The following is a 17,387-nucleotide window of genomic DNA, read 5'->3' as shown; positions in this document are numbered from 1 at the left end:
TTGCCGTCCCGTATAAGGGGGATCGGCCGACGTCGCCAATTTCCTTGGCGCATCCCGGTATTCGTCTGGACATGTCCGGAGCGGAAATACCGGCAGGTAAGGAACCTGCACGGAAGCGTTACAAGCTCTACTTGTTGCCTTTCCGTATGTGCCGTTAGCGTTACTGGCCGCTCGATCCCGCGTGCGAACGTGAAAAAACGTCGCCGGCGTCCCTGGCGGCGCAGCCAGCACAGAAAGATCGCAGATGGATTACTGCTCGTCGTGCCGTCGAAATCTCAATGGGGCGCTGGTGTGCCCGGGATGCGGTGATTACGCCCCCGACATCGCCCCGCCGCTGACCCACCGCCGCAATACCTCCCAGCTGGATGCGGCCGCCGCCGCTCCCTCATGGGAGGCCTGGCCGATGCGGGAGGATGATGACCCCGCCTCGTTGTCCGGCCTCGGTGCTCCGTACGCCGGCTACGCGCCCGAGGGCGACGCCGCGTACGGCGCGTCGGAGGCGGCGGCCGAAGGAGCCGGTACGGCCGGCGATCACGAGGGCGGCGCCCCCGACGGGCTCGGCCGGGCGGCCCGGCGCCGGCAGCTGGCGCGCTGGAAGAAGTACCGCCGGCGGGCCGCGGCCGCCACGGCCCTCGCCCTGGTGGGCGGCGGCCTGACCGCAAGCCTCCTGCAGCACAAGCCGGCCACCGAGCACGCCCAGGCGGCCGCGGCACCGGATCCGACGGACGCGGCCACGCCCCGGACGATGAACACCAGCGCGTCCTCGAAGGAGCCGGACGGCCATCCTTCACGGCATCACGACAACCGCCCGTCCAGGAGTTCTGCCAGCCGGCACCCCACCGTGGCCGGCACGCCGTCCGCCGCCCCGACGAGCCCGCGGCCGGCCACCACCACCGCTCCCGCGCCCCGGCACTCCGCGGCCCCGCGCGCGACCCCGCACACCACCTCCGCGCCGGCCGGGACGCCGCACGACAACCACGGCGCCGCGGCAGCACCGAAGACCACCCCGCCCCCGTCCGACTCCCAGCCCGGTACGGGCACCGCGACGACGAGCCCCGCACCGACCGCGCCGACGGCCGACCCGACCTCGCCGACCTGCCTGCTGGGAGTGGTGTGCGTCGGCTGACCGCTCCGGCGGCGCCTCGGCGCTGCTAGGACCTGATGGCGAAACTTCGGCGTTGCCGCTGGTCCCAGCCTGTACGCCCCTATGTGCCCTTGCGGGGCGCCCTCGTGTGAGTCACCGTCACATTTGGCAGTTGCCTCTGACAGTGCCACGAGTGGGGAGACGCCGAGCTGCGCCAGGGCGATCGCCATCTGCTGTGGCACCACCATGAACCGCTTGACCTGCCGGATGCTCGGCGTTCGGCCTAGGTGTGCTGTCCAGTGGTCCCGGTTCAGCGGGCGCGGCGGCGGCCGGCGGGTGCGGCTTCGGCCGGTTGCACCGCTGCGTGCGGGCCGGCGGACGGGGCGGGCGACGGCGGACGGGTGCGGGACTTGAGTACCTGGACGCCGATGGCGAGCGGGACGCCCAGCAGCAGGACGTAGAAGACGCCGATCTTGCGCACGTCGTCGAGGAAGAACCAGAGGGCGGTCAGGGCGGTGAACCAGAAGGCCACCAGGGCGAATCCGCCGGCCCGCTCGTCCCGGTACCCGGCGGCCAGGCACAGTGCGGCCGCCACACCCAGCATCAGCGCGAGGATGACGTAGTGGGTGTCCCAGCCGATATAGCTGCGGGCGAGTTCGGAGAACACCGCCACGGCCTCCGCCACCGGGCCCCAGGCCACCGCGCACGCCAGCCGCGCCGACCAGAGCAGCAGCACGCCCCCCGCCACCGCGGCGAGCAGGGCGACCCGGGAGAACGCGCTGCCCTCCAGCACGTCGCTCCGGGAAATCACCAGCGACAGCAGACAGCCGAGCAGCGCGACCGCCCCCTCGGCCGTCGGCCGGAACACCACCCGGCCCGGTCGCCGGCGGGCGGGCTGCGGCGCCGGCACCTCGTCCGGGGGCGCGGGCGAGGCGACCACTCCCGCCCGGGGATCGCGTGCCGTGGGTGTCGGGACGGGGGCCGGCGGGGTGGCCCGGGCCGCTGCGCTCAGTGCCGTACGCATCGCGGCGGCATCGGCGAAACGGTCCGCCCGGTCCTTGTGCAGCGCCCGGACGATCACCGCGTCCACGGCGGGCGGCAGTTCGGGGCGGAGGCGTGACGGCGGCACCGGGTCCGCGGTCAGATGCTGGTGCATGACGGAGAACGGGGAATCGCCGGTGTACGGGGGACGCCCGGTCAGCAGCTCGTAGAGCAGACAGCCCACGGCGTAGAGGTCCGTACGGTGGTCCGTGTCGCCGCCCTTGATCTGCTCCGGGGCCAGATAGGCGGGGGTGCCGACGGCCACACCCGTCCCGGTCAGCCGGGTGGCCACCTCGCTGAGGGCCTTGGCGATACCGAAGTCGACGACCTTGATCCTGCCCGTATCGGCGAGCATGACGTTCGCGGGCTTGATGTCCCGGTGCACGATGGCGTGCCGGTGGCTGTGCTCCAGCGCCTCCAGCACCTGCCCCACGACATCGGCCGCCTGCGCCGGCGGCAGCGCCCCGCCCTTGAGGACGTGACTGAGGGTCGTGCCCTCCACGTACTCCATGACCAGATAAGGCTCGGCGACACCGCCGGAAGCGTCCTCGCCGACATCGTGCACGGTGGCGACGCCGGGGTGGTTGAGCGCGGCGGCGGCATGCGCCTCGCGCTGGAAGCGGGAGAGGAATTCGGGCTGCAGCGCCAGTTCGGCGGAGAGGGTCTTGACGGCGACGGTACGGCGCAACCGGTGGTCGTGCGCGCGGTACACCGTTCCCATCCCGCCGTGCCCGAGCTGCTCCACCAGCTCGTAGCGCTGCCCCAATATTCTGTTCTCCACCGGGTTTCCTCCACGGACCGCCGACGCCGACACGCCGGAAGACGCCCCTGAGTGCGGGCGGGTTCCGCCGCGGCACGACCGCCCGGCCCGCTCCCCCGCCTGCTCCGGCGCCAGCCGGACTAGGGCGTGTCTTTTGGATCAGCCCGGATCAGGCCGCGGCGTCTGGTGCACTGCGTTCGCTGCGCTCACTCCGTCTCGGCTCTTCATTCGCTGTACGGATGCCGAGCTGCATCGCAAGGCGGAGCGTCGCCCTCGGACTGGGTGTCCGTGGGTGATGCGACAACGCCGCGAGGTGCCGTGCCAGACGCCGCGGGCCCGGGCTGATCCAAAAGACACGCCCTACGCCTCGTCCCAGGTGACGGGGAGCCGTTGGACGCCGTAGATGCCCATGTGGGGGCGGAGCGGCACCTCCTCGGGCGGGACCGCGAGCCGCAGCGTCGGGAACCGGCGGAACAGTGCCGGAAACGCGATCCGCATCTCGACCCGGGCCAGTTGCTGGCCCAGGCACTGGTGGATGCCGTGGCCGAAGGCCAGATGCCCGGTGGCCTTGCGGTGCAGATCGAGGGTGTCGGGATCGGAGAACCGGGCCGGGTCGCGGTTGGCGGCCCCCACCGCGAGCGTGACGGTCTCCCCTGCCTTGATCAGTTGGCCGTCCACCTCGACGTCCTCCAGCGCTGCCCGTGCCCCGGTGTGGGCGATGCTCAGATAGCGCATCAGCTCCTCGACCGCCTGGTCGGCGAGGCCGGGGTCGGCGCGCAGCGCGGCGGCCTGCGCGGGGTGTTGCAGCAGGGCGAAGGTGCCGAGCCCGAGCATGTTCGCGGTGGTGTCGAGGCCGGCGGCCAGCAGAAAGCTGCCGATGCCGGCGAGTTCGGCGTCGCTGAGGTCGGTGGTGGTCAGATCGCTGAGCAGATCGTCGGTGGGGCGGGCGCGCTTGGCCGGGACCAGTTCCCGGACGAAGTCTCCGAGGGCTTCGAAGGCGGTGAGCTGGTCCGCCACCGTCGCATCCACATCGCTCACCGCCGCGGCATGCCGCTGGAAGGCCTCCCGGTCGGCCTCCGCAACCCCCAGCAGTTCACAGATCATCAGCGCCGGTACGGGGTGGGCGTACGCCGCCACCAGGTCCACCGTCGGTCCCTGGCGCTCCATGGCGTCGAGGTGCTCGGCGGTGATCTGCTCGACGCGTGCGGTGAGGGCGCGCATCCGGCGGACGGTGAACTTGCCGGCGAGCAGCCGCCGGTAGCGGGTGTGCTTGGGCGGGTCGATCCCCGTGAGGTCGCCGGCCGGTGCCGGGGGCAGGGCGCCGCCGGGCCCGCCGTCGAGGAGCGGGTAGTGCATGAGCTCGTAGCGGGAGCTGAAGCGGGTGTCGGCCGCTATCGCCCGGACCGCGGAGTGGCTGGTGGCGAGCCAGCCGACGTGTCCGTCGGCGTAGTGCAGCCGGCTGAGCGGCCGTTGCTCGCGGAGCTGGGCGAGTTCGGCCGGCGGATCGAAGGGGCAGCCCGCGGGGCGGGTCAGCGGCAGCGAGACGGGATCGAGGAGCGGTGTCGCCTCCCCCGGTGTGCGCTCGGGTAACGGTGCCGGCGGTTCGTACTGCATGGCGTCCTCCGGTGCGAGGTGAGGTGAGGTGAGTGGACGTCGCCGTAGGACTTGGTCAGTCGCGCCGGAGATCGTCGACGTAAGGCGTGAGGTTCCTAACGCCATAGTGGCACCATCATGGCGCCATTTCAAGACCCCATGGCACATGCATGGCGCCATGGGGTCGGAACGGCAGCGCACACCGGACGCCCCTTCGCGGGCCCGGCACCCGGGAGCCCCGCCCCGCGGCTCGTTCGTGTGTACGAGCTATGGTGTGCCGCAATCTGTTCCGGTGCGGTGAAGGAGACCCGCGGTGTCCGATCTTGGACGACTCGTGGCCGACCGGTACCGGCTCGTGGAGCGCGTGGGCCGCGGCGGCATGGGGACGGTGTGGCGGGCCGAGGACGAGGTGCTCGGCCGGCCGGTCGCCGTGAAAAAACTGCATGTACCGCCCCACCTCGAGGACGACGAGGTGCGCACGCTGCACGAGCGCACCCGCCGCGAGGCCCGCAGCGCCGCCCGGATCACCCACCCCAATGTGATCGTGGTGCACGACGTCGTCGACGACGAGGGCCTGCCGTGCATCGTCATGGAGTACATCCCGTCGATGACGCTGGGCGATCTGCTGAAGCGCGACGGTGCGCTGCCGCCCGGCGAGGCGGCCCGGATCGGCTGCGGGATGGCCGCCGCGCTGCGTGCCGCGCACGAGGCCGGGGTGCTGCACCGGGACGTCAAGCCCGCGAATGTGCTGCTCGGGAGCGCGGGGCGGATCGTCCTCACCGACTTCGGGATCGCCGTGCAGTCCGGCACGCCCTCGCTGACCAGGACCGGTGAGCTGGTCGGGTCGATCCCGTACCTCGCGCCGGAGCGCCTGCGCAGCGGGACCACCGAGCCCGGCCCGGCCTGCGACCTGTGGTCGCTCGGCGCCACGTTGTACGAGGCCGTCGAGGGCCGTCCCCCGTTCCGGCGGGACACCGCGATCGAGATGGCCTACGCCACGGTCGTCGAGGCCCACGACCCGCCGCGCAACGCCGGCGGCCTGGCCCCGGTGATCGAGGGCCTGCTGGTGAAGGACCCCGGGGAGCGCATGGCCGCACACGAGGCCGAGCGCCTCCTCGGTCAGGCAGCCGCCGCGCCGGCCACCGGCGCCCCGCCCGCCCGGACCGACCACACCCAGCCGTCCGCCCTGCCCGACTCCCAGCCGTCCTCCCGGACGTCCGCCCTGTCGTCCTCCGAGCCGCTCGTCCGGCTCCACCACGCCCAGGACCCGGCCCCGGCCCGGAAGGGCAGCCGCGGCCGGCGGGCGGTGCTGTGGGGCGCCGCGGTGGTGACGGCCGGCGCCTGTGCGACGGGCGGGGTGCTGCTGTGGCCCCGGGGCGGCGCCGGCGCCACGGACGCCCGGCCGCCCAGGCCCGCCACCAAGGCGGCGAGCCCCAGCTTCTCCCCGGCGCCGTTGCCCGCGGGATACCACCTCGAAAAGGCGGGCCCGGGCTTCTCCCTCCCCGTACGGAACGGCTGGGCCCGCCAGGACCCGCCCGGCGGTGAGGTCGCCTACGTGGACCCGACCGGGCTGGTGGGCCTGCGGATCAACGTCGCGGAGTTCGCCGGATCCGATCCGGTCCGGCACTGGCGGGAGACCGAGGAGGCGCAGACCCGCCGGGACAACCCGGGCTATGAGCGGGTACGGATGGACGCCACGACCTTCCGCGGGCGGCCCGCGGGGTACTGGGAGTTCACCTTCCAGGGCCGGGCGCGCGGCTACCGGGCGGTGGAGCTGGCATTCAGCGGCACCGACGGCACCCAGTACGTCATCTACCTCTCCGCGCCGGACACTCAGTGGAATCAGTACCGGCCGGTCTTCGACAACGCCGTCAAGGGAATCCGCCTGAGCGCATAGCCGCCGGCGCCCCCGCACAGCGCGACGAGGGTGAGCACCGCACAGACGGGATGGCACCAGCCGAGCGTGGCGAGGTACCAGGGCCGGCCGAACTGCGTGATGTCCGGCTGGGCCAGCTCCAGCCAGTGGATGGGGTACCCGGCGAGGACGGTGCACCAGGCCAGCAGGGCCGCGGTGTGCGCGGCTGTCCGGCGCGGGGTGTGGGCCAGCCACAGCACGGCCGCGGCGGCCCAGACCCAGTGATGGCACCAGGAGATGGGGCACAGCAGCAGGCCGGAGAACTGGACGGCGAGCAGCGCGCCGAGCCGGTCGCCGCGGCGGGCCGTGCGCACCACGGCCGTCAGCGCCAGCAGCACCGCCGGGACGGCACAGAACCACCAGGGGGCGGACCAGCCGACGTCATGGCCGAGGGTGCGCGACAGGGCCCCGCGCAGCGACTGGTTCAGTACCGAGCCGACCGGCCCGACGCGGGCGGCCGCGCCGACCTCATGGAGCCAGAAGTCGGTGGCGGACCGCGGGGCCGCCCACCAGCCGGCCGCGACCGTGGCGAGGAACACCGCGGCCGACCACCACACCGCCGACCAGCGCCGGTGCGCCAGGAAATAGAGGCCGGTGACCGCGGGGACCAGCTTGATGCCCGCGGCGAGGCCGACGCCGAGGCCCGCCGTCGCCGCCGTACGCCGCCGGACCGCGTAGCCGACCAGCGCCGCCAGCAGCAGATTGACCTGCCCGAACGCGAACGTGACGGCGACCGGTTCGGTCCACAGCAGGGCGGCGCTCCACAGCAGCACCCGGCGGCGGTGCCGGGCAGCGGGCGCGGCCGGGTCGGCCAGCCGCAGACAGCAGTGGACCAGCCCGCACAGCGCCGCCATCGAGGCCGCGGTCCACACAAGGCTCGCCACCGGCCAGGCGACCCCGCCGAGCGGGAGGAAGAGCAGGGCGGCGAAGGGCGGATAGGTGAACGGCAGCGGGAACAGATCGGGGCCGGGCAGATGGAGGCGGAAGGCGTACAGATCGCCGGTGCCCAGATGCGGGGCCGCGGCCCGGTAGACCCGCAGATCCACCATGCCCGTCCGCAGGCACGCCGGGATCCACATCAGCAGCAGCAGCGCCGTGGCGGACAGCAGCAGCACCGCGCCCGGACGGCGGACGAGCAGATTCCGCGCCGCCTCGATACGGCGCCGGCCCGGTGCCGTGCGCAGCTCGCCCGCCCCGCCCGGAGGGACGCGGACCGCGCGGCTCACGCTCCCCGGCCCGTCTGCCGGCCGGGCTGTGCGAGGCGGTCCGCCGCACGGTGGCCCGCCGTCCCGGCCGCCTCGTAGACGCTGACGGCGAAGGGCCGGCCGGTGCCCCGTTCCACGTGCTCGGTGACCCGGCACAAGCCCGCCACCTCGATGTACGCACAGAATCTGCGGGCCTCCGGCCAGGGGTGCACCAGGACCAGCAGCCCGCCGGGCGCCACGGCCGCGGTCAGATGGGCGCAGGCCCGCCGCAGTTGCCGGGGCCGGCCGAGGTAGTACAGCAGCTCGGCGCAGAAGACGAGGTCGTAGCGGTCCGCCGGCGGCGCGGTGACGATGTTCAGGCGCACGAACCGGGGGGCGGGGCCGGGGACGGGCGTACGGGCCCGGGCCAGGGCCCGTTCCGAGATGTCCGCGCCGGTGACGTCGGCGTGCGGGTAGGCCGCCGCGAGGCGATGGGTGAAGGCGCCCTCGCTGCACCCCACGTCCAGGATCCGCCGGTAGGGACGCGCGGGAAGCTGCCCCAGTGTCGTCGCGTACTTGAACTGCTCGTAGTCGTCCACGGCCAGCCCCCACGGGTCGGGCCGCCGGTGCCACCAGTCGAAGTACCAGTGCAGCAGCCGTCCCTGGCCACGGACGCCGAGGAGGGAGAGCGCGGCGAAGAGCGTGCGGTGACAGCGGTCGAGGACCCGGTGCATGAAAACCTTCCGGCCGTTGTGGTGGCCGCGCTCCCCGGCGGCCGCCGGGCGTAGGGGGCAGCTCGGCGCGTCAGCGGGTGACGTCGTCGTAGGCGTGGGCGAAAGCGTCGGTGACCACCGGCCAGGTGCAGTGCACCGGCTCGGTCTCCCAGTTGTGGGCCGCCAGGCTGCGCCGTGCCCCCGGCGTACGGGCCAGCCAGAGCACCTCGTCGGCGAGGGCGAAGGCCGAGTGGCCGCACAGGGCGCCCTCACGGTTGTGCCGTACGAAGTCGGCGACACCGGTGTGCTCCCGGGCGAGGACCGGGAGCCCGCTGGTGCGCGCCTCCAGGGCCGCGATCCCGAAGGACTCCCGGCAGGACGCGTTGACGAACAGGTCCGCCTCGGACAGCAGCTCCCGGACCTCCCGGGGCTGCAGACGGCCCACCAGGCGGATCCAGCTGTCCATCCCGTGGCGGCGCAGATAGCGCTGTATCGGCCGGAGGCTCGGCCCGGCACCGGCGAAGGTGGCCCGCAGCGCCGTGCCCTGCCGGGACATCCGGGTGTGCGCGGAGTGCAGCGCCGCCAGCAGCTCCATGGGTTCCTTGCGCGGGACGAGCCGGCCGACGGCGACCACGTGCACCCGGCCGTCCTGCCGCTCCACCTCGGCGCGGGTGCGCCACCACGCGGCGTCGATACCGTTGGGAATGACCCGCGGGGCGAGGTCCGGAAGCGCCTGCCGGACCAGCCGGGCCGCCGATCTGCTCACCGTCGTCACGGCGACCGGAGCGGCGGGGCCGTGCCCGGTGCGGCTCAGCAGGCGGTACATGCAGCGCACCACGGGATCCCACATGCTGTGGATGGTGGCCACGGCCGGGATGCCCCGCCGCCGCGCGCAGGCCAGCGCCGCCCAGGCGAACGGGGAGGCCGCGCCCAGGTGCACATGGACCACCCGTGGGTGACGCCTCGTCAACAGCCGGTCGATCGCCTGTCCCGCCCTGGGGTGAACGGGCAGCTGCCCGGGCAGCCGCGCGGTGATCCGGTGCACGGGAAACGGCCATGGCGCCTCCGGGTCCCCCGAAGCGGCGGGCGTCGCGGTGGCGACCTCGGTGGCCAGACCCGCCCGGTGCTGCGCGGCGGCCAGGGCGGCGACCTGGATCTCGATACCTCCCGTCCGCGGCGCAAAGCAGTCTGAAATGTGAAGGATCATGGCTGCACTTCCGAAATCTGGCGTGAAGTCCACCAGTATGGGGTGGTACATCATGCTTCGTGCGACATACGTGTTTGTTCTTCCACGCCCATCCGGACGACGAGGCATTGCTGACCGCCGGCACCATGGCGGGCCTGGCCCGCCGGGGCCACCGCGTGGTGCTGGTCCTGGCCACGGCGGGCGAACGCGGCCTGACCTCGGCCGCCTTGCAGGACAGCGGCCTGGGCGGGGTGCGCCGCGCGGAGGCCCATGCCTCCGCGCGGATCCTGGGCTGCGCGCGGGTCGCCTTCCTCGGGTACGCCGATTCCGGGCACTTGGGCACCCCGGCCGCCCCCGCCCCCGGCGGCGCGCAGCCGTTCGCCTCGGCCGACGTCGGCGAAGCGGCCGGCCGGCTGGCCGCACTGCTCACCGAGGAGCGCGCCGACCTGCTGACCGTCTACGACCCGGCCGGCGGCTACGGCCATCCGGACCACGTACAGGTGCACCGCGTCGGCTACCGCGCCGCCCAACTGGCGGGCACCCCGGTGGTCCTGGAGGCCACCGTCGACCGGACCCTGCTGCTGCGCGGACTGCGGGCGGCCTCCTGGGTCCACCGCTTCCCGCCCGAGTTCGACCGGGACTCCTTCCGGCAGGCGTACGGCGCCCGCGCCGACATCACCCACCGGATTCCGGTCAAGCGGTACTGGCGGGCCAAGCGCGCCAGCCTCGCCGCGCACCTCAGCCAGGCGCAGGGCGGTGACTCCGAACGCACCCTGGCCGCCCTGGGCCGGCTGCCCGGGCCGGCCTTCCGCCAGGTGCTGGGCACCGAGTGGTACATCCAGCGCGGGCTGCCCGCCGGGCCCGTCCTGCGCGATCCACTGGCCACACTCGCGGACACCGCGCCGACGGCAGCGCGCCGATGAGGCGGCGGGCCGTACGCCTGCCGACGCTCGCCGTGCGACTGCTGGGCCTGCTCTCCTCCGCCACCGGCCTGGTGCTGCTGGCGCTGGCCGTGCCGAAGGCGGCGGGCACCGACTGGGCCGCGGTCCGGGGCCAGCTCGGACACCTCAGCGGCCCCGAGCTGGCGCTGATGTGTGCCTCGGCGGCCGCCACGCTGTGGAGCTACACCTACGTCCTCACCGCCGCGCTCCCCGGGCTGACGCAGCGTCAGGCGCTGTTGGTGCACTGCACCGGCAGCGCCGTCAGCAATCTGCTGCCGCTCGGCGGCGGTGCGGGGGTCGCGGTCACCTACGCCATGACGCGCCGCTGGGGGCACCCGCCGCGCGCCGTGGCGGTGTGCGTGGCGCTCACCGGGGTGTGCAACGTGGCCGCCCGGCTGTTCCTGTCGGCGGTGGGCGCACTGTTGTTGGCCCGGACCGCGGTGCCCGGCATCGGCTGGGCGGCGGCCGCCGGCGCGGTGGTCCTCGTGCTGCCCGCGGCGTACGCCGCCGTCCGGCCTGCCGTACGCCGCCGGGCGCACCGGGGCCGCCGGCCGGGCGCACCGGCGGGCGCGGCGCGGCGCCGGATCACCGCGCACGCCCGGCGGCTGGCGGCCGGCGTGCGCGCCGGCCGGGACGTGCTGCGCCGGTCCTGGCCGCAGTTGGTGTGCGCGATGGCCGCCACGCTGGCGGCGCAGGGCGTGCTGTTCCTGGTCTGTCTGCAGGCGGCGGGCGCCCGTACGGGGGCGGGGGACGCGCTCGCGGTGTTCGCCGCCAGCCGGCTGCTGACCCAGATCGCGGTGACGCCGGGCGGGATCGGCGTCACCGAGTGCGCCGCCGCCGTCGCGCTCGTCGCCCTCGGCGGCGCCCCCGCCGCGGTGGCCTCGGCGATGCTGCTGTTCGCCGCGTTCACGCATCTGCTGGAGATCCCCCTGGGCGCGCTCACCGGCGCGCTCTGGCTGCTGCGCCCGGGAGGACGGCGGCCGGCGCCCGCACCGGCCGCACCCTAGGCGCCACTACAGCCAGCGCCAGCCCCGCCCCGACGGCGGCCGCGCATCCGCTCGCCCACGTGGGCCCCTGCCCCGAGGGCATCACCACCAGCGTCAGCGCCACGACTGCCGCCTTCGCGCCGGGCCGCGCCAGCCGCCGCCAGTCGGCCGCCGCCAGCGGCACCAGCGCCCACAGCACATACCAGGGCTGTGCCACCGGTGCGGCGACCACCAGCGCCAACAGCCCGGCCCCCGCGGCCCGTTCGGCACCGGCGTGCGGGGCGCGCCACACCCAGTAGCCCACCGCGGCCAGGCCCCCCAGGAGTCCGGCCAGCCGCGCGGCCGTCATCGCCCCGCCCGCCGTACCCCACCCGAGCCCCTCGGCGAGCCACCCCAGCAGATGGCCGGCGTCGGTGCTCAGGGACAGCACGGTGTGCACCGCGGCGGGCGTCCGCAGGGTCCACAGCCACCCCCACCCCTGGCCGCACACCGCCACCCCCGCCACCAGCGCACCGGCCGCCACCCCGGCGAGCTGCGCCGCCTGCCGCCACCGCTGCCGCGGCCCGTCCCGCCCGGCCACGGTCACCGCGGCCGCACACAGCAGCGCCACCACGGCGGGGGCCTTCACCAGCACCGCCGCGGTCAGGACGGCGGTCCCCAGACACCAGCGCCCACGGCGGAACGCCAGCAGCCCGGCGAGCACCAGCCCGAGCATCAGCGCATCGTTGTGCGCCCCGCCCACCAGATGCAGCAGCACCAGCGGGTTGAGCGCCCCGGCCCACAGCGCGCCGGCCGCCCCCGGACCCAAGGTGTCCGCCAGCCGCCCCAGGGCCCACACCAGCAGGCCCACTCCGGCCAGCGCCACCAGTCGCAGCCCCAGCACCGCGGCCACCACGTGCTGTTCTCCGGTGACCGCCACCACGGCGCGGGCCGCCGCGACGGACAGCGGGCCGTACGGGGCCGGCGACTGGTGCCACATCCCCGGGACGTTGGCCGCGAGCCGACCGCCCAGCGCCGCCGGGCCCAGCGCGTACACATCCAGGCCGCGGCCCGCCAACGCGCCCTGGGCGAGATAGCTGTAGGCATCGCTGCTGCCCACCAGCGGCCCCGGCACCAGCGGCAGCGCCCAGCACCACAGCGCCGCCCGTAATTGCCGCCGCTCGACGACCGCACCGGACGCGAGGCGACTGCCCAGCTGCCACCAGGCGGTGAGCAGCAGCACCAGCCCGGCGTAGGAGGCGGCCATGCACATCCAGGTGAGCGACTCCCCGCGCCGGCCCCACACCCCGTCCGGCACTCCCGGCGGCAGCGCCCCGGCCGCCCAGGCACCGGCCCCCAGCAGCACGGACCCCAGCGCGCCCAGGAGCACGCTTCCCCGGACGGTGATCCCTGCCACGCTCATCCGGCCAACCTAGAGCGGAGCAGGGGCCGCGGCGGCGCACCCGGCCGGGCAGGTCGCCCGTCCGAGGGCGAGTTCGTGGCGGCCGCGCCGGACGGGGCGCCGTCCCCCCCACCCCCGAACCCACCCCCCGCCCCCTCCCCCGAAGGGGGAGGAGGGGGAGGGGGCGGGGGAGAGCTCTGGGGAGAGCATTGAGACCGGACGCCGCAGCGGCCGGACGCCGCAGCCGTCGGACGCCGCAGCCGTCGGACGCCGCAGCCGTCGGACGCCCGCCGGGCGCAGCGGTTCAGTCCGCGCAGTGGGTGTCCTGCTGCGGGCGCCGGCCCGTCGTCAGGAACGCGGTCACGGTGCGGTCGCCGCAGGCGTTGCCGTTGCCCAGGTAGGAGCCGTGGCCGCCGTGGCCGACGGTGACCAGACGGGTCCGGCCGCCGAGCGCCTGACGCATCTTCAGGGCGCCGGCGTACGGGGTGTAGGGGTCCCGGAGGTTCTGGATCATCAGGAGGTTGGCGGGGCCGTCCGCGGTGATCCGCGTGGGCTTCCCGGCCGGCGCGTCCTTCCAGAAGGAACAGGCCGAGACGTTCGCCGGCATCCCGGCCGTGAGCGGGTGCCGGGCACGGTCGGCGGCCACCGCGCGCCGGTAGGCGGGGACCGACGCCGGCCAGCGCACGTCGTTGCAGGTGGCCGCCATCACGCCGGACGCGTCCTGGTCCGGCAGCGGCCCGGCGAGGGCGGCCGGCAGCACCGGCTCGGCGTCCGGGTCGCGGGCCGCCTGGACGAGCCGGGCCACCTCCTCGAAGAGGTCGTTGCCGGCGAGGGCGTTCTGCATCGCCTGCCGCAGCCGGTTGCCGGTCAGCGGGACGCCCGGCGTGGTGGACTGCTTCGGCGCGCGGTCCAGCTCCGCCGCCAGCGCGAGGAACAGCGGCCGGACGTCCTCGGCCCGCCGGGCCAGCCGCAGTTCCTTGCGGGCCGGGTCCGCCGCCCAGGCCGCGAAGTCGGGGAACCGGTCGTCCGCGCCGACCGACGTGTTCGCCAGCCACCCCCGCGCCACCCGGGACGGATCGGGGTCGCCGCTGCTGTCCAGCACCCAACGGTCGGTGTGCTGCGGGTACTTCTGCGCGTACACCGCCGCCACATAGGACCCGTACGAGGAGCCCCAGGCCGACAGCTTCTGCTCGCCCAGGGCGCGGCGGAGGCGGTCGATGTCCCGCACCTCGTTGGCCGTGGTGATGCTGCGCAGCACGGCCCCGCCGTGCCGGTGGCACGCCTCGGCGATCCGCCGGGACCGGGCGACGTTCTCCGTGATGTCGCCGTCCGCCCGCGGCCAGGACCGGAGGGTGACCAGGTGCCGGTCCGCCGGGTCGAGCCGGCAGTTCGCCCGCGAACTGCCGCCCACCCCGCGCGGATCGAAGCTGACCAGGTCGTACGCCCCCGCCATCGCCGTGCTCAGCGCCGCGCCCTTCTCCGTCATCCGGCGCAGCCCGGATCCGCCCGGCCCGCCGGGGACGACCAGCAGCGTGCCCCGGCGCACCGCGGGCCGCTCGCTGCGCACCCGGGTCACGGCGAGGCCGAGCTGCGGGCCGCCGGGGTCGCGGTAGTCGAGCGGGACGGGCAGGGTGGCGCACTCCTTGCCGGCCGGGTCGTGGGGCCCGGCGCACGGCCGCCACTGAAGCGCGGGGGTACGGACCCCGGCGGCGCCGGCCGGCTGTGCGGTGGTCACGGTGGCGGCGAGGGCCGCGAGACAGAGCGCGAGCACCCGTGCCCTGGGGGCGTAAGTCGTCATGAGGCAAGGGTGGTTGACCCCTTCACCCCTGCCCATCCGGCAGTCCACAGCTCCCGGGGTGGGGTTGACCTCAGCACACGGGGGACGAGGCCCGCGCGGTGGCGGTGCTCCGCTGCCGCGTTACTCGCCGATGCCGATCAGCGCCAACGTGATGTTGTCGGGCCCGCCCGCCTCGATGGCGGACTTCCACAGTTCGAAGGCGGCCCGGCCGCCGGTGTGCTGCCGCAGCAGCTCCTCGACCTCGTCCTGGGGGACATGGTCGGTCAGGCCGTCGGTGCACACCAGATAGCGGGCGCCCGGGGCGAGCGGCGCGGTCGCGACGTGCGGGACGACGGCGCTGAACTCCCGTGCCCCGCCGAGCGCCTGGGTGACGAGGGAGGTGGTGGTCCGGCCCGGTGCCGGCGCCGGGCTGTCGTCCACGCTCACCTGGCACAGGCCGTCCGCGGTCGCGTCCAGCACCCGGCTGTCGCCGACGTTGAACACCAGCACCGCATCGTCCCGGACGACGGCGCCGGCGACCGTGGTGCCCATGGTGCGCAGCTCCGGGTCCCGGTCGGCGGCCGCATACACCGCGTGGTTGCAGAGGTTCAGGGCGTCACGGACGGCCTCCTCGCTGTCCAGTGACGGCCCGAACGCCGCCAGTTGCCGCACGGTCAGGGCGCTGGCCACCTCCCCGGCCGGCTGCCCGCCGATGCCGTCGGCGACCGCGACGACCAGCGGGGTGCCGAGCGGGAACACCAGGGTCTGCGGGTTCTCGGTCACCGTGCCGCAGAGCGTCCAGGGGCCGGCCACCAGGCTGTCCTCGTTGTGCTCACGGACCAGTCCGGTGTGGCTCAGCGCGGTCACGGTGACGTACTGCATGGACGCGTCCCGACTCCGGTGCTCCGCCACGGCGGGCCCGTGGCATGCCGTGCCCCCATTGTCGCGCCGCCGCCCGGCCCCGCGCGCGCTGCGCCGTACCCGCCGGTCAGCGGGTGTCCTTGCCGCTCAAGGTCGAGCGCTGCATCAGCCGGGAGACGTCCTTGCCGGTGGCGATCCCCACCAGCCGCCCGTCCTCCACCACGAGGATGCGCGCCCCGGTCCGCAGGCTGATCCGGTCGAGCGCCGTGCTCAGCGGCTCGTCCGGAGCGGCGACGGCGCACTGGGACAGCGGGATCGCCACCTCCCGCACCCGCAGGCTCTCCCGGCTCGCGGCCGGGACCGACGCCAGCCGGCGCAGCTGCACGACTCCGCTGGGGCGGCCGTCGAAGTCGACCAGCGGCAGCGCGGAGTACCGGGAGTGCACGGCGACCTCGTCGATGAAGCGCTGGACGGTCAGCCAGTCGGCGCCCGTCGTCACCGGGCTGGACATCGCCTCGGCCACCCGTACCCCGCGCAGCGCGGTGTGCAGCGCGGCACGGCGCCGTTCCGCCCCGGCGACGACCATGATGAACAGGCCGACGAAGACGATCCACAGCCCGCCCGGCGCGCCCCGCAGCACGGAGATCCAGCCGGCGGCCACCAGCAGCAGCCCCATGATCTGCCCGCCGCGGGACGCCGCCAGATCCGCACGGTCCCGGTCCCCGGTACGCCACCACAGCACGGCCTGCACCACCCGGCCGCCGTCCAGCGGCACGGCCGGCAGCAGGTTGAAGACGCCCAGGAACAGATTCGCCCAGCCCAGCCACGCCAGGACGACGGAGGGCACCGCCCAGCCGGACAGCCCGTGCAGCCCGAATCCGGCGCCGAGCGCGATGCCGCCGATGACCAGGCTGGTGAGCGGCCCGCTGACCGCCACCGCGAAGGCCGCCGCCGCGCTCTGCGGCCGCCCCATCCGGGTGGTGCCGCCCAGCGCCCACAGCGTCACGTCCTCGACGGAGATCTTCTTCCGCAGGGCGACCGCGGCATGCGCCGTTTCGTGCAGCAGCAGGCTGCCCATGAGCAGCGCGGCCCCGACGACCCCGGCGAGGGCGTAGACGGCGTCCGAGCGCCCCGGCGTCCAGACGGGCAGGCCCTGCCGGCCGAGTCCGTACGCGAACAGGCCCACCAGCAGCGGCACGCTCCAGTGCATGCGCAGCGGCACCCCGACCACACGTCCCACCCGGACCGAGCCGTTCATCGTCGTCTCCTGCCGGCCCGGCGCCCGGCCCCCGCGGGGCAGGCCTCGTCGGCCTGCGCTCCGGGAAGCGGCCGCCCGGCCCTCACCTCACCATTGTCGCGCGCGGAACCTACGCTGGAGAGACGGAAAGCTTGGCCGGCCGTCGGACGGTGGCCCCGTCCGCCGGCACATCACCGCGGGAGGTGCGACATGGGGCACAGCCACCACTTCCACCTGGACCAGGGTGACCACTCGATCACCGTGAACGTCGGGCCCGGCCGGGCCGGGGAGGTCGAGCTGCTGGTCGACGGCAAGGTGGTCGCCTACCAGAAGGAACACAGCGCCGGGATGAACGTCCTGACCGGCGAACTCCCCGAGGAGCCCGTCCACCCCTTCCGGATCCTGCTGCGCCAGCCGCATCTCGTCCCCTCCATGCCCCGCTGCACGCTGGAGCTGGACGGTGTGGAGCAGCCCATGCCGGAGCGGCTCGTCCTCTGAGCGCACCGCCGGGCGGCCGTCCCGGCTCGTCCTCCGAGCACGCCGCCGGGCGCCCGTCGGACGACGTCCGCACGTGTTGGGCCACCCGGCTGATTGTGGCCGCCGAGCGTTTTGTTCCCCGCGGGTTGAACGACGGTGCGGGACGTCAACGGCAGGACGATACGTCTGGCATCGGACGGACGCGGAGGCGAGGAGCGACGTGAGAAGAATTGCGCAGGCAGGGACCATCG

General features: G+C 74.7%; 14 protein-coding genes. 5 read left to right on the top strand and 9 right to left on the bottom strand.

Features of this window, described 5'->3' with window-relative positions; translation table 11 throughout:
- Nucleotides 1-244: 244 nt before the first annotated feature.
- Entirely contained in the window at nucleotides 245-1,126 is an 882-nt protein-coding gene (locus CPH93_RS35815) for an SCO2400 family protein (protein ID WP_443031393.1), read from the top strand.
- A 268-nt stretch (nucleotides 1,127-1,394) separates the two neighbouring features.
- Here the strand turns inward: CPH93_RS35815 and CPH93_RS17720 are convergent, their stop codons facing one another.
- On the bottom strand, nucleotides 1,395-2,906 hold the full coding sequence (locus CPH93_RS17720) for a protein kinase domain-containing protein (protein ID WP_159395018.1): 1,512 nt from the start codon (nucleotides 2,904-2,906) through the stop codon (nucleotides 1,395-1,397).
- A gap of 339 nt (nucleotides 2,907-3,245) precedes the next feature.
- On the bottom strand, nucleotides 3,246-4,499 hold the full coding sequence (locus CPH93_RS17715) for a cytochrome P450 (protein WP_096213423.1): 1,254 nt from the start codon (nucleotides 4,497-4,499) through the stop codon (nucleotides 3,246-3,248).
- Nucleotides 4,500-4,791: 292 nt separating this feature from the next.
- Here CPH93_RS17715 and CPH93_RS17710 point away from each other — a divergent pair, with 292 nt between their 5' ends.
- Complete coding sequence (locus CPH93_RS17710; RefSeq protein ID WP_093484039.1) at nucleotides 4,792-6,375, top strand: serine/threonine-protein kinase; 1,584 nt, start codon at nucleotides 4,792-4,794, stop codon at nucleotides 6,373-6,375.
- Here the strand turns inward: CPH93_RS17710 and CPH93_RS17705 are convergent.
- From CPH93_RS17705 to CPH93_RS17695, 3 genes are all read right to left on the bottom strand, one after another.
- Complete coding sequence (locus CPH93_RS17705; RefSeq protein WP_096213422.1) at nucleotides 6,321-7,619, bottom strand: glycosyltransferase 87 family protein; 1,299 nt, start codon at nucleotides 7,617-7,619, stop codon at nucleotides 6,321-6,323. The two genes, CPH93_RS17710 and CPH93_RS17705, sit on opposite strands and share 55 nt — an antisense overlap.
- A complete protein-coding gene (locus CPH93_RS17700; RefSeq protein WP_096213421.1) occupies nucleotides 7,616-8,311 on the bottom strand; it encodes a class I SAM-dependent methyltransferase in 696 nt (231 codons plus the stop codon). Before CPH93_RS17700 ends, CPH93_RS17705 begins: the two co-directional genes overlap by 4 nt.
- 70 nt (nucleotides 8,312-8,381) lie before the next feature.
- The gene (locus tag CPH93_RS17695; protein ID WP_093484042.1) at nucleotides 8,382-9,497 is read right to left on the bottom strand and encodes a glycosyltransferase family 4 protein; all 1,116 of its coding nucleotides are present in this window, start codon (nucleotides 9,495-9,497) and stop codon (nucleotides 8,382-8,384) included.
- Between the two features lie 59 nt (nucleotides 9,498-9,556).
- Between CPH93_RS17695 and CPH93_RS17690 the strand changes: the two genes are divergently transcribed.
- Nucleotides 9,557-10,399 (top strand): PIG-L family deacetylase, encoded by an 843-nt coding sequence (locus tag CPH93_RS17690; protein ID WP_231976873.1) that lies wholly within the window; start codon nucleotides 9,557-9,559, stop codon nucleotides 10,397-10,399.
- Nucleotides 10,396-11,424 (top strand): lysylphosphatidylglycerol synthase transmembrane domain-containing protein, encoded by a 1,029-nt coding sequence (locus tag CPH93_RS17685; RefSeq protein ID WP_096213419.1) that lies wholly within the window; start codon nucleotides 10,396-10,398, stop codon nucleotides 11,422-11,424. The genes CPH93_RS17690 and CPH93_RS17685 overlap by 4 nt, the downstream gene beginning before the upstream one ends.
- Here the strand turns inward: CPH93_RS17685 and mptB are convergent.
- The 4 genes from mptB to CPH93_RS17665 form a co-directional block, all read right to left on the bottom strand.
- Nucleotides 11,357-12,805 (bottom strand): polyprenol phosphomannose-dependent alpha 1,6 mannosyltransferase MptB, encoded by a 1,449-nt coding sequence (mptB, locus tag CPH93_RS17680; protein WP_159395017.1) that lies wholly within the window; start codon nucleotides 12,803-12,805, stop codon nucleotides 11,357-11,359. The two genes, CPH93_RS17685 and mptB, sit on opposite strands and share 68 nt — an antisense overlap.
- Before the next feature lie 283 nt (nucleotides 12,806-13,088).
- Entirely contained in the window at nucleotides 13,089-14,582 is a 1,494-nt protein-coding gene (locus CPH93_RS17675; protein ID WP_173909836.1) for an alpha/beta hydrolase, read from the bottom strand.
- A gap of 120 nt (nucleotides 14,583-14,702) precedes the next feature.
- On the bottom strand, nucleotides 14,703-15,443 hold the full coding sequence (locus CPH93_RS17670) for a PP2C family protein-serine/threonine phosphatase (RefSeq protein ID WP_096213416.1): 741 nt from the start codon (nucleotides 15,441-15,443) through the stop codon (nucleotides 14,703-14,705).
- A gap of 106 nt (nucleotides 15,444-15,549) precedes the next feature.
- On the bottom strand, nucleotides 15,550-16,680 hold the full coding sequence (locus tag CPH93_RS17665; protein ID WP_093484047.1) for a site-2 protease family protein: 1,131 nt from the start codon (nucleotides 16,678-16,680) through the stop codon (nucleotides 15,550-15,552).
- A gap of 189 nt (nucleotides 16,681-16,869) precedes the next feature.
- On the opposite strand from CPH93_RS17665, the gene CPH93_RS17660 reads away from it, so the two are divergent.
- The gene (locus CPH93_RS17660; protein ID WP_093484048.1) at nucleotides 16,870-17,157 is read left to right on the top strand and encodes a hypothetical protein; all 288 of its coding nucleotides are present in this window, start codon (nucleotides 16,870-16,872) and stop codon (nucleotides 17,155-17,157) included.
- Nucleotides 17,158-17,387 lie beyond the last annotated feature (230 nt).

The organism is Streptomyces sp. 2323.1 (genome assembly GCF_900221035.1).
In the GTDB taxonomy this organism is placed as follows: Bacteria; Actinomycetota; Actinomycetes; order Streptomycetales; family Streptomycetaceae; genus Streptomyces; species Streptomyces sioyaensis.
The sequence above is the reverse complement of the archived record's forward strand: the minus strand, read 5'-3'. Positions and strand labels throughout refer to the sequence as shown.